At 64.8% G+C, this 12,071-nt stretch carries 10 protein-coding genes and 1 tRNA gene; 6 read left to right on the forward strand and 5 right to left on the reverse strand.

Annotated features, from left to right (window positions below; translation table 11 throughout):
• Window positions 1-129: 129 nt before the first annotated feature.
• The 4 genes from gltB to MTX34_RS16090 all read left to right on the forward strand — a co-directional run bounded on the left by gltB (window position 130) and on the right by MTX34_RS16090 (window position 8,682).
• A complete protein-coding gene (gene gltB, locus MTX34_RS16075) occupies window positions 130-4,713 on the forward strand; it encodes a glutamate synthase large subunit (protein ID WP_243610051.1) in 4,584 nt (1,527 codons plus the stop codon).
• Window positions 4,706-6,211, forward strand: coding sequence for a glutamate synthase subunit beta (locus MTX34_RS16080; RefSeq protein WP_243610012.1), 1,506 nt, complete (start codon window positions 4,706-4,708; stop codon window positions 6,209-6,211). The genes gltB and MTX34_RS16080 overlap by 8 nt, the downstream gene beginning before the upstream one ends.
• Before the next feature lie 122 nt (window positions 6,212-6,333).
• A complete protein-coding gene (gene pyk, locus MTX34_RS16085) occupies window positions 6,334-7,752 on the forward strand; it encodes a pyruvate kinase (RefSeq protein WP_243594930.1) in 1,419 nt (472 codons plus the stop codon).
• A 105-nt stretch (window positions 7,753-7,857) separates the two neighbouring features.
• The gene (locus MTX34_RS16090; protein WP_243595090.1) at window positions 7,858-8,682 is read left to right on the forward strand and encodes an acyl-CoA thioesterase II; all 825 of its coding nucleotides are present in this window, start codon (window positions 7,858-7,860) and stop codon (window positions 8,680-8,682) included.
• Here MTX34_RS16090 and MTX34_RS16095 read toward each other — a convergent pair.
• Entirely contained in the window at window positions 8,648-9,166 is a 519-nt protein-coding gene (locus tag MTX34_RS16095; protein ID WP_243610052.1) for a DNA-deoxyinosine glycosylase, read from the reverse strand. The two genes, MTX34_RS16090 and MTX34_RS16095, sit on opposite strands and share 35 nt — an antisense overlap.
• A gap of 58 nt (window positions 9,167-9,224) precedes the next feature.
• Between MTX34_RS16095 and MTX34_RS16100 the strand changes: the two genes are divergently transcribed.
• Complete coding sequence (locus MTX34_RS16100; RefSeq protein WP_243610013.1) at window positions 9,225-9,428, forward strand: hypothetical protein; 204 nt, start codon at window positions 9,225-9,227, stop codon at window positions 9,426-9,428.
• Here the strand turns inward: MTX34_RS16100 and MTX34_RS16105 are convergent.
• On the reverse strand, window positions 9,404-9,892 hold the full coding sequence (locus MTX34_RS16105) for a DUF1772 domain-containing protein (RefSeq protein ID WP_243610053.1): 489 nt from the start codon (window positions 9,890-9,892) through the stop codon (window positions 9,404-9,406). The two genes, MTX34_RS16100 and MTX34_RS16105, sit on opposite strands and share 25 nt — an antisense overlap.
• A gap of 152 nt (window positions 9,893-10,044) precedes the next feature.
• On the opposite strand from MTX34_RS16105, the gene MTX34_RS16110 reads away from it, so the two are divergent.
• A complete protein-coding gene (locus tag MTX34_RS16110; RefSeq protein WP_243610014.1) occupies window positions 10,045-11,034 on the forward strand; it encodes an AraC family transcriptional regulator in 990 nt (329 codons plus the stop codon).
• Here MTX34_RS16110 and MTX34_RS16115 read toward each other — a convergent pair.
• From MTX34_RS16115 to MTX34_RS16125, 3 genes are all read right to left on the reverse strand, one after another.
• Window positions 11,019-11,750 carry an AAA family ATPase gene (locus tag MTX34_RS16115; RefSeq protein WP_243610015.1) on the reverse strand — a complete coding sequence of 244 codons (732 nt, stop codon included), beginning with the start codon at window positions 11,748-11,750 and terminating at the stop codon, window positions 11,019-11,021. The genes MTX34_RS16110 and MTX34_RS16115 overlap by 16 nt on opposite strands.
• 3 nt (window positions 11,751-11,753) lie before the next feature.
• Window positions 11,754-11,930: a hypothetical protein gene (locus tag MTX34_RS16120; RefSeq protein WP_170945993.1), complete on the reverse strand. Its 177-nt coding sequence runs from the start codon at window positions 11,928-11,930 to the stop codon at window positions 11,754-11,756.
• Window positions 11,931-11,994: 64 nt separating this feature from the next.
• Window positions 11,995-12,071 (reverse strand) — tRNA-Leu (locus MTX34_RS16125).

The raw sequence follows: 12,071 nt of genomic DNA on the forward strand, positions 1-12,071 counted from the left end.
TTCGGCTCGTCCGACCGCTCCGGTCGACTCGAGCCGACCCGCCGGCGGGGTTGCCGAGACTCTCGGTGCAGGGTCGACGACACTGCGCCGCCTTCACGCACCCCACCGGCCTATGTGGAGGTGATCGTGGTGCTGTTTTCTCGGATGCCTGCGGAGCAAGGTCTCTACGACCCGAGCTCGGAGAAGGACTCCTGTGGCGTGGCGATGATCGCCGACATCGCGGGTCGCCGCTCCCACGCGATCGTCGCCGACGGAGTTCTGGCATTGGAGAACCTGGAGCATCGTGGAGCGGCCGGTGCCGAGCCCAACAGTGGTGACGGGGCGGGAATTCTGATTCAGCTGCCCGTCGAACTCCTCGACTCCCTCGCACCGTTCGATCTGCCCGCGGCCGGTGCCGACGGTGACAACACGTTCGCAGCCGGAGTCTGTTTTCTCCCGCAGGCCATCCGTGAGCGAGCGATCGCGATCGAGCGCGTCGAATCGATTGCGGCGGAGGAGGGTCTGGACGTCCTGGGCTGGGTTCCCGTCGAGGTCGATCCAGATCGCGCGGACGTCGGCCTCACCGCCCTCGGCTGCATGCCGTACATGAGCTACCTCTACGTCACCGCCCCCGAGGTCGACGGCACGCGTCCGGCCGGTCTCGCCCTCGACCGTCTCGTGTACGGACTGCGCAAGCGTTCCGAGCGGGTCACCCCTGAGATCGAGGCCGAGGGGTCGGGGCTGTTCTTCCCGTCGTTGTCCTCGCGCACCATCGTCTACAAGGGCATGCTCACCACGATGCAGCTGCCGCTGTACTTCCCGGAACTGCGTAACCCATTGTGCAAGAGCGCCATTGCCATCGTGCACAGTCGCTTCTCGACCAACACGTTCCCGTCGTGGCCGCTGGCGCATCCGCATCGCTACGTTGCGCACAACGGCGAGATCAACACCGTCAAGGGCAACCGAAACCGGATGCGGGCTCGCGAAGCGCTGCTGTCGAGCGACCTGATCCCCGGGGACCTGGAACGTTTGTTCCCCATCTGCAACCCCGATGCCTCGGACTCGGTGTCCTTGGACGAGGTGCTCGAACTGCTGCACCTCGGTGGGCGCAGCGTGCCGCACGTGGTGATGATGATGGTGCCCGAGCCGTGGGAGAACCACCGCACGGTGGATCCACGGGTACGGGCGTTCTACCAGTTCCATTCGTCGATGATGGAGGCCTGGGACGGTCCGGCCTGCGTGACGTTCACCGACGGCAGCTATGTCGGAGCTGTGCTGGACCGCAACGGCCTTCGGCCCGGCCGCTGGTGGCAGACGGCGGACGGCCGCGTGATCCTCGCGAGTGAGGCAGGCGTGCTCGACGTGCCCCAATCCGAGGTCGTCGCCAAGGGTCGCCTCGAGCCCGGAAAGATGTTTCTGATCGACACCGTCGCCGGGCGTCTGGTGCCCGACGAGGAGATCAAACTCCAACTGGCAACCGAACACCCGTACCAGGAGTGGCTGCACGCCGGCCTGCTCGAGATCAAGAGCCTTCCCGAGCGTGCTCACATCCAGTACAACCACGACTCGGTGGTGCGCAGGCAGGTAGCCTTCGGATACACAGAAGAAGACCTACGCGTCGTACTGACGCCGATGGCCGCGTCCGGCGGCGAACCTCTGGGTTCGATGGGTACCGATACCCCTGCCGCGGTGATGTCGCAGCGGTCGCGTCAGCTCTACGACTACTTCATCGAACTGTTCGCCCAGGTCACCAACCCACCACTGGATTCGATCCGCGAGGAAATCGTGACCTCGCTCGCGCGGGTGATGGGTCCGGAGCAGAACCTGCTCGACCCCACTGCGGCGTCGTGCAGGCAGATCGTGTTGCCGTGGCCGGTGCTCGACAACGACGAGCTCAACAAGATCATTCATATCAACGACGATGGAGACCATCCCGGACTGTCGGCGACAGTGCTGCGCGGCCTGTACGAGGTCGAGCGCGGCGGCGAAGGTCTCGCCGAGGCCATCGAGGAGTTGCGCGCCCGGGCTTCGGAGGCGATCGCTGCGGGTTACACGACGCTCATCATCTCCGATCGCGATTCGGATCACACCCGGGCCCCGATCCCGTCGCTGCTGGCCACCTCGGCCGTCCATCACCACCTGGTTCGCACCAAGGAACGCACCAAGATCGCGCTCGTCGTCGAATCCGGTGACGCGCGCGAGGTACACCACCTGGCGCTGCTGATCGGTTTCGGTGCCGCAGCCGTCAACCCGTATCTGGCGATGGAATCGATCGAGGATCTGGTCGGCGAGGGCGAACTGACCGGAGTCGAACCGACGATCGCCGTACGGAATTACCTGTACGGACTCGGTAAGGGCGTACTGAAGGTGATGTCGAAGATGGGCATCTCGACCGTCGGGTCCTACACCGGCGCACAGGTTTTCGAGGCCGTCGGTCTCGATCGCGAGGTCGTGCGCGAGTACTTCAAGGGCACGGTCAGCAAGCTCGGCGGCGTCGGTCTCGACGTGCTCGCCGAGGAGGTCAAACTGCGACACCGCAGGGCGTACCCCGAGAATCCGACCGACCGCGTCCATCGTCGGTTGGAGATCGGCGGCGAGTACCAGTTCCGCCGCGAAGGCGAGCTGCACCTGTTCACCCCCGAGACGGTGTTCCTGTTGCAGCATGCAACGCGTACCGGCCGATACGACGTGTTCCAGAAGTACACCGACGAGGTGGACCGGCTCGCTCGCGAAGGCGGTGCACTGCGCGGTCTGTTCGAGTTCAAGGACGGGGTGCGGCCGCCGGTTCCACTCGACGAGGTGGAATCGGTGGAGTCGATCGTCACGCGGTTCAACACCGGCGCGATGAGCTATGGATCCATCTCCGCCGAGGCGCACGAGACGATGGCCGTCGCGATGAACACCCTCGGCGGACGGTCCAACTCCGGCGAGGGCGGCGAGGATGTCGACCGGCTCTACGATCCGAGGCGGCGCAGTGCCGTCAAGCAGGTCGCCAGTGGTCGGTTCGGCGTCACCAGTGACTACCTGGTCAACGCCACGGACATCCAGATCAAGATGGCGCAGGGTGCCAAGCCCGGCGAGGGCGGTCAGCTGCCCGGATACAAGGTGTATCCGTGGGTGGCCAAGACCCGACATTCGACGCCGGGGGTCGGCCTGATCTCGCCGCCACCACACCACGACATCTACTCGATCGAGGATCTCGCCCAGCTGATCCACGATCTCAAGAATGCCAACGAGAACGCACGCGTCCACGTCAAACTCGTCAGCTCCGTCGGCGTCGGCACGGTGGCGACGGGCGTCAGCAAGGCGCACGCCGACGTCGTCCTCATCTCGGGCTACGACGGCGGAACCGGTGCGGCACCGTTGACCTCGCTCAAGCATGCAGGAGCTCCGTGGGAGATCGGCCTGGCCGACGCGCAGCAGACGTTGGTACTCAACGGTCTTCGTGATCGCATCACCGTGCAGTGCGACGGCGGCATGCGCACCGGACGCGACGTCATCGTCGCGGCGCTGCTCGGCGCGGAGGAATTCGGATTCTCGACGGCCCCGCTGATCGTGGCGGGGTGCATCATGATGCGCGTCTGTCATCTCGACACCTGCCCGGTCGGTGTCGCGACCCAGAATCCTGAGCTGCGTAAGCGGTTCACCGGCAAGCCCGAGTTCCTCGAGGACTTCTTCAAGTTCATCGCCGAGGACGTGCGACAGTATCTCGCGCAGCTCGGCTTCCGGAGTATCGACGAGGCGGTCGGTCGCGCGGACGTGCTCGAGACCGCAGCCGGTGTGGCGCACTGGAAGAGCAAGGGCCTCGATCTCGCTCCCATCTTCGCGATGCCTGTCGACCGGCACGGTGCCCCGATGACACAGCGTCGTCGCCTCCGCGCGCAGGATCACGGTCTCGATCTCGCGCTGGATCGGACGCTGATCCAGCTGGCCGAGGGGGCGCTGGAGGATGCCCACCCGGTCACGTTGGAGCTACCGGTACGCAACGTCAACCGCACCGTTGGAACGCTTTTGGGTTCGGAGGTCACCCGCCGCTACGGCGCGGGCGGATTGCCGGACGACACCATTCGCATCGCGTTCACCGGGTCGGCAGGCCAGTCGCTCGGGGCCTTCCTGCCGCCGGGAATCACCATCGACCTGGTGGGTGACGCCAACGACTACGTGGGCAAGGGATTGTCGGGTGGCCGAATCGTCGTGCGCCCCGCCGATGATGCACCGTTCGTCGCCGAGGACAACGTGATCGCAGGCAACACGATTCTGTACGGTGCGACCTCGGGCGAGGTGTACCTGCGCGGTAAGGCGGGGGAGCGGTTCGCGGTCCGCAACTCGGGCGCGATCGCGGTCAACGAGGGCGTGGGCGATCACGCGTTCGAGTACATGACCGGCGGTCGTGTCGTGGTGCTCGGGCCCACCGGTCGCAACATGGCGGCGGGTATGTCCGGCGGCATCGCGTTCGTACTCGGTCTCGATCCGGCGGACGTGAACATGGCGATGGTCGAACTTCAGGTGCCCGACCCGGACGATCTGGTGTGGCTGCGCGAGACCGTCGAGAATCATCAGCGCTGGACCGGGTCCACCGTGGCTGCCTCGCTGCTGGCCGACTGGCCCCGCCGGTCTGCGCTGTTCACCAAAGTCATGCCCGTCGACTACCAGCGGGTGCTGGAGGCGACTCGAATGGCGCGTGCCGAAGGGCGCGACGTCGATGCTGCGATCATGGAGGCTGCACGTGGCTGATCCACAGGGATTTCTGAAAGTCGTCAAGCGTGAGGCCGCCAAGCGTCCGATCGGCGAGCGCGTCAAGGACTGGAACGAGGTGTATTCGCACCAGCCCACGAGCGAACGGGCCGCCGAGGTCTCCGATCAGGCACGACGCTGTATGGACTGCGGAATTCCGTTCTGTCACTCGGGAACTGCGGGCTGCCCGCTGGGAAATCTGATCCCCGAGTGGAACGACCTGGTGCGCCGCGACCGCTGGGATGCGGCCAGCGACCGACTGCATGCCACCAACAATTTTCCGGAGTTCACCGGGCGGGTGTGCCCGGCACCGTGCGAATCGGCCTGTGTCCTCTCGATTTCCGAGGCGGCCACCGGTGGCAGCGTCACGATCAAGCGCGTCGAGCAGACGATCGCGGATCTGGCCTGGGAGGGCGGCAGCGTCGTTCCGCAGCCACCGACGATCACCACCGGCAAGCGCGTCGCCGTCGTCGGATCGGGTCCTGCGGGATTGGCTGCAGCGCAACAGCTCACGCGCGCCGGGCACGACGTCACCGTGTACGAGCGAGACGATCGGCTCGGCGGATTGCTCCGCTACGGCATCCCCGAGTTCAAGCTGGAGAAGTCGGTGCTCGATCAGCGCCTCATGCAGATGCGGGCCGAGGGAACGCATTTCGTCACCGATTGCGAGGTCGGGATCGACTTCACCGTCGAGCAGCTACGCGAATCGTTCGACGCGGTCGTCTTGGCGGTCGGAGCTCTACGGGCCCGCGACAATGCCGAGGTCATCGGTCGCGAACTCGACGGCATCCACCTGGCCATGGAGCATCTGGTGCCGTCGAACAAAGAATGCGAGGGCGACGGCCCCACCTCCATCTCCGCTGCGGACAAGCACGTGGTCATCATCGGTGGCGGTGACACCGGAGCAGACTGCCTGGGAACGGCCCACCGACAGGGTGCTGCATCGGTCACGCAACTCGACTACAACCCCGCGCTGCCCGGGGCTCGCGACGACGGTCTCTCACCGTGGCCGTCGTGGCCGCTGGTGCTGCGCACCTCACCCGCGCACGCCGAGGGTGGCGTCGTGCGTCATCAGGTCGCGGTCCAGCGATTCCTCGGTGACGAGCGCGGGCACGTTCGGGCCATGGTGCTCGCCGAGGTCGAGGTCCAGCGCGACGCGGACGGTCGACGCATCGTCACGCCCATCGGGGAGGAGGTCGAATTGCCCTGTGATCTGGCATTGTTCGCCATCGGCTTCGAAGGCGTGGAGCTCGGTCCGTTGCTCGACGAGTACGGCCTGACACCGACCAAGCGGGGCGCGCTCTCGTGTGGTCCCGACTGGCAGACCACGGCACCCGGAGTATTCGTGTGCGGGGATGCGCACCGCGGTGCGTCGTTGGTCGTGTGGGCGATTGCGGAGGGTCGATCGGCGGCCCACGGAGTCGACGCTTTTCTGACCGGACACTCGGAATTGCCGTCGCCGGTACACCCGACCGCACTGCCCCTGGCGGTCGTGTGACCCTCGTCTCTGAACCGGTACAGACCCTCTCAGCAGCAAGGTAGCGTGGCTACCGATCGGTAGTATTTCGGTGGAGGCGTCTGCGATAGAGAACGCGGCGTCCAGCGGCTAGGCTCGCTTTCGTGAGCCGACGTACGAAGATTGTCTGCACCCTTGGACCCGCAACCGCAACCACAGAGCGCATCCGTGAACTCGTCGAGAGTGGCATGGATGTCGCACGACTGAACTTCAGCCATGGTGATCACCCCGATCATCAGGCCAACTACGAGAGGGTTCGCGCAGCATCGGACGCCACCGGCAAAGCCGTGGGCATTCTGGCCGACCTGCAGGGACCGAAAATTCGTCTCGGGCGTTTCGCCGAGGGCTCGACCACCTGGGCGGCCGGCGAGCTGATCCGCATCACTGTCGAGGAGTGCGAGGGCACTCACGACCGGGTGTCGACCACGTACAAGGAGCTGGCCCAGGACGCCAGGGAAGGCGACCGCCTGCTCGTCGACGACGGCAAGGTCGGCCTCGTGGTCACCGGTGTCGAAGGAAACGACGTGTTGTGCCGTGTCACCGAAGGTGGACCGGTCAGCAACAACAAGGGCGTGTCCCTCCCGGGCATGGACGTCTCCGTTCCTGCCATGAGCGAGAAGGACATCGCGGACCTCGAATTCGCCCTCGCTCTGGGATGCGACTTCATTGCGCTGTCGTTCGTTCGCTCGCCCGCGGACGTCGAACTCGTGCACGCCGTCATGGATCGTGTCGGCCGCCGAGTTCCCGTCATCGCCAAGCTCGAGAAGCCCGAAGCCGTCGACAATCTCGAAGCCATCGTGCTCGCGTTCGACGCGATCATGGTGGCCCGCGGTGACCTCGGCGTCGAGTTGCCCCTCGAGCAGGTTCCGCTGGTGCAGAAGCGCGCCATCCAGATCGCCCGCGCCAACGCCAAGCCCGTCATCGTCGCGACCCAGATGCTCGAGTCGATGATCGAGAACTCCCGCCCGACGCGCGCCGAGGCGTCCGACGTCGCCAATGCCGTGCTCGACGGTACCGACGCGGTCATGCTGTCCGGTGAGACTTCGGTGGGCAAGTACGTGATGGAAACAGTGCGGACCATGGCCCGCATCGTCGAGACGGTCGAGACCGAGGGTGACAGCGTTCCTCCGCTGACCCACGTGCCGCGCACCAAGCGTGGAGTCATCTCCTACGCCGCCCGTGACATCGGCGAGCGTCTGGACGCGAAGGCTCTCGTTGCCTTCACGCAGTCGGGAGACACCGTTCGACGGTTGGCTCGCCTGCACACCAAGCTTCCTCTGCTCGCCTTCACGTCCATCTCCGAGGTTCGCAGTCAGCTGTCGCTGAGCTGGGGCACCGAGACGTTCCTGGTCCCCGATGTGGGCTCGACGGACGCGATGGTCAAAGAGGTCGACAAGGCGCTGCTCGAACTCGGTCGGTACAACAAGGGCGATCAGGTCGTGATCGTGGCCGGTGCCCCTCCCGGCACAGTAGGCTCGACCAACTTGATCCATGTGCACCGAATCGGAGAAGAGGACCGGTAAGTGGTCGAAGCGGGGGGAACCGGCGTCAGCGAAAGCGCGTCGAGCAGTACAGCTGTACGAAGGACCGATCTCGAGAAGCTCCTCGATCTCCTTGTACTCGAGGAGATCGAGGAGGACGTGTTCGTCGGTGTTCATCCCGAACAGGTGGGGAGCCGAACGTTCGGGGGGCAACTGGTTGCACAGGGGCTGATCGCGGCCGGACGCACCGTCTCTGGCACCTCTCGCGACGTGCACGCGATCAACGCCCACTTCATCCGTGGCGGTGATGTCAAGAAGCCCATCGAGTACCGGGTCTCCAGGCAACGCGACGGACGAGCCTTCGCCAACCGCCAGGTCACCGCCGTGCAGGACGGTAACGAGCTGTTCGTCATGCTTGCTGCCTTCCAGGATTTCGGCAAGGGGCTCGAGCACAGCGTCGAGGTGCCCGAGGTGCCGTACCCCGACGCACTGCCTCCGCTCGGCGATCACTTCGTCGGTTACGAGGACCGGCTGCAGATGTTCGTCGACGCCCTCAAGCCGATCGACATGCGCTACGCGAACGACCCGGCGTGGATCATGCAGGGCACCGGCGAGAAGCTCAACCACAATCGGGTCTGGATGAAGGCCGACGGCGATCTGCCGGACGAGTCGATCTTTCATGCCGCGACCATGGGGTACGCGTCGGACACGACGGTGCTCGATTCGATCATCACCACCCACGGTCTCTCGTGGGGACTCGATCGCATCGTGGCGGCGACGGTCAATCACTCCATCTGGTTCCACCGCCCGTTCCGATTCGACGAGTGGGCTCTCTACGCCACCGAATCACCGGTCGCAGCCGGGTCCCGTGGACTGGCCACCGGACGGTTCTTCTCGATGGACGGTCTGTTGCTGGCCACCGTCGTGCAGGAAGGTCTCATTCGACACTTCCCGAAGCGGGTCCGGGCCTGAGTGCATCCGACCACGCGCGCGTCTTTGCATCCAGGTTCAGTGAGGCGTGCGCCGGACTGGTCGACGGTAGTCGAGTGAACGTCACGTGGGGCGTCACCGCCGTCGCGTGGCGACGGTAGCTCTCGTCGGCCTTGGCACCGTTGAAGAACACCCTGTCGATGCCGGGATTCTCGGCGAACAGTGTCTCGAAATCGTTTGCCACGATGGAGGATTCGACGATCGCCGAGTCCAGGCTTCCTTTGCGCGTGCACAGCTTCAGTACATCCCACACCGCGACGCCATGACTGCGCAGACGCTCGGTGCGTTCGTCGTAGAGAAGTTCGGGGCCCGCATCGAACAGCGCTCCCATGATCGGCCAGAACGCATTTCGCGGATGCGCGTAGTACTGCTGGGCGGCCAGCGATGCGACGCCGGGCATCGATCCCAGAATCAGGGTGGTTGCGCCTCGGCCGAGAATCGGCTCGAAGCTGTGCACGACGTTCATGAGAGCGATTACAGCAAATCCACCGCGCACGGCGGTGACGTGGGACCACAATGGAGTCATGTTGGATCCACGCGTACTCGACAACAACGAACTCGAAGCCGAACTCGCCGCACTGCGCCGGGGACGTGGCGCCGCGATGGACGAAGGCGCGCGGGACGTCTCGACCGCGGACACCGACCACCTGATAGCGCGGTTCGAGGAAGAAATCCGTAAGCGACACCAGGATTCGGTGTCCGATCAGCCCAGCGTCGATCTGCCCTGACCGACAATCAGGGCCACGCAGGCCGCGGTTGCGGCAATCGTTCTGACGTTGTTCCACACGGTCCATTTGTCGGCGAAGTTCCGCCACACCTGGTCTCCTGCGGGGCTGCCCGGGTCGACTCCGGCCAACGCGTCGTTGAGCGGAACGTTGAGGGCCATCGTGATCGCGACGCAGCCGACCACGTAGAGAACGGCACCGCTCACGACGAGCAGGGGTGAACCCCGACCGGTCGACACGGCGAGAATCGCTGCGAGAGTGCAGGATACGGCCGTTCCGAAGAACAGGCCGAGAAACATCGGGTTGAGAATCGCCGTATTGAATCTCTGCATGGCGGCGATGGCGTCGGGTACCGGCAGTGTTGCCAGGCCGGGGAGCACGCTGATGGAGAAGGCGAGCAGCACTCCTGCGACCAGCCCGCATCCGATCGCGGACACGAGGGTGGCGACCGAGGACGCCCGCTCCATCACGACGGGTCTGTTCGGTTGATGTTCACGGTCGGTGATCCTTTCGACGAGGATTTGTCCTGTCGTCCACTGTCGCTCGGAACTGCAGGATGATCAATGCTCGAAACGCCGGATTCGATGTCCGATCGTCCAAGTGATGCAACAATTTATCGATGCGTGGACTCGACCCCTGGAAGTCGCCCGATCCGCTCGGTGAGGCCCTGCACTTTCTGCGGTTGACCGGATCGTTCTACGTACGATCCGAGATGAGCGGTTCGTGGGGTCTCGACCTGCCCGCCATGGAGGACGCGCTGTGGTTTCACACGGTGGTGGACGGTCGGTGCCTGCTGTCGGTTCCCGATGAGCCGACGCGTGAGCTGGTGCCCGGCGATTTCGCATTGGTCCCGCATGGACGAGGTCACGTTCTCGCCGCCGACGAGGATGCGGCGACACGAGCGGCGAGTGTGTACGACCTCCCGCACGAGTACGTCAGCGACCGATACGCGGTGATCACTCACGGTGAGGGAGCAGGACCGGCCGCCACCCTGGTGTGCGGAGCGGTGCGGCTGGATCACCCTGCGGCGCAACAGCTCGTCCGTCTGCTGCCTGCTGTGGTGTTCGTCGATGCAGAGCCCGGACCGAAACAAGCGAGAATGCAGAACGTCCTGGCGATGGTGGCGGACGAAGCCCGAGTCCTCGAGCCCGGGGGAGAGGCGGTCATCACCCGGCTGTCCGACATTCTGGTGATCCTCGCACTGCGGTCGTGGATCGCCGGCAGTCCGCGAGCGCAGTCCGGGTGGCTCGGAGCGTTGCAGGACGACCGAATCGGAGCTGCTTTGGCTCTGATTCATCGACATCCCCACGAGCGGTGGACCGTTGCGGCTCTGGCGTCGAGCGCCAACATGTCGCGTTCGGCGTTCTCGGCGCGTTTCACCGAACTGGTCGGCGAATCGGTGATGAGCTACCTGGCGACGTGGCGAATGCAGGTCGCGTATCAGACCTTGCGTTCCGAGGACGTCGTGCTGGCCGAATTGGCCCGACGCAGTGGGTATCTCTCGGAGGCGGCATTCGGTAAGGCCTTCAAACGGGCGATGGGGGTTTCCCCGGGAAGTGTGCGTCGCCGTCGTGAGGTGTCGATGGCGGACGGTCAGTCGAGCAGGTGACGGAGATAGCTGTTCGGGTCGTCGAGGTAGCGACGCCAGTGCTGTACCAATTCGAGTTCGTCCCAGGTACTTCGGCGTAGACCGTGTTCGCCGACTTCGACGATGTCCGCACCGGGGGTCGACGCCAGAATCGGTGAGTGGGTGGCGCAGACGATCTGCGCGCCCTCGTTGCCCAACTGGGACATCAGTGCAACGAGCTGCAGGCACGCGGTGAACGACAGGGCCGATTCCGGCTCGTCCAGAACGTAGAAACCGGGTTCGGCCAACATGGCACCGAACATGGCCAGAAACCCCTCACCATGACTCATCTCGGCGGTGTTCTCGTCCCAGAACCCCGGCATACCGCCGAGGTTCTCGGCCATGTCGAACGCGGTCTCGGCGCGGAGAAAGAACCCGCGCTTGTTCAGTCGTGGGCCACGAAGCATTCGAGAACCCCGCGGCGTGGTCTCGAGTTCGAGTACCTCGCCGAGGGCGCTGGTCACCTCGTCGAGTCGACGTGATTGCTGTGCCGCTCGACCGCCACGGGCATCGATACCGAAACCCTCGGCGATCGCTTCGACGAGGGTCGATTTACCGGAACCGTTGTCGCCGACCAGAATTGTGACCGGCGCCAGGAACTCGAGTCCCTCGCGAGCGAGGTCGGCGACAGCGGGCACGGTGAAGGGCCAGTCCGATCCGACATCGTCGGCGTCGACGTAGGCGCGTTCTACGAACATGATTCAGGCAGTCACCAAGCGATCGACGTAACCGGTCTCGTGGGCGGTGTCGGCGCTGCAGGTGTAGTAGACCCACTCCGCCGACCGATCCGCCGAATCTCCGAACCGATGGTCGACCTTCGCTGCGCACAAACTGCCCGCACTGGTGTCATGGCAACGAAGACTGCTGGGTATGTACATCGCTCCACTGTAGGCGTGATCGGCGCAGACCATTACCGACGTCGCGAACGGGAATGCATTCACGTGGTGCCCTCGGTGAGACTCGAACTCACACTGGACGGGTTTTGAATCCGTTTCCTCTGCCAATTGGGATACGAGGGC

Origin of the sequence: Rhodococcus sp. ARC_M5, assembly GCF_022810405.1 — a bacterium.
Lineage (GTDB): Bacteria > Actinomycetota > Actinomycetes > Mycobacteriales > Mycobacteriaceae > Rhodococcoides > Rhodococcoides navarretei.

Bases quoted from the DNA above. Each gene is read 5' to 3' on its own strand.
- MTX34_RS16105 (WP_243610053.1), bottom strand. From the start codon at position 9,892: ATGGAGCGGGCGTCCTCGGTCGCCACCCTCGTGTCCGCGATCGGATGC.
- MTX34_RS16095 (WP_243610052.1), bottom strand. From the start codon at position 9,166: ATGAACGTCGTGCACAGCTTCGAGCCGATTCTCGGCCGAGGCGCAACC.
- MTX34_RS16110 (WP_243610014.1), top strand. From the start codon at position 10,045: ATGCGTGGACTCGACCCCTGGAAGTCGCCCGATCCGCTCGGTGAGGCC.
- MTX34_RS16100 (WP_243610013.1), top strand. From the start codon at position 9,225: ATGTTGGATCCACGCGTACTCGACAACAACGAACTCGAAGCCGAACTC.
- MTX34_RS16120 (WP_170945993.1), bottom strand. From the start codon at position 11,930: ATGTACATACCCAGCAGTCTTCGTTGCCATGACACCAGTGCGGGCAGT.
- MTX34_RS16115 (WP_243610015.1), bottom strand. From the start codon at position 11,750: ATGTTCGTAGAACGCGCCTACGTCGACGCCGACGATGTCGGATCGGAC.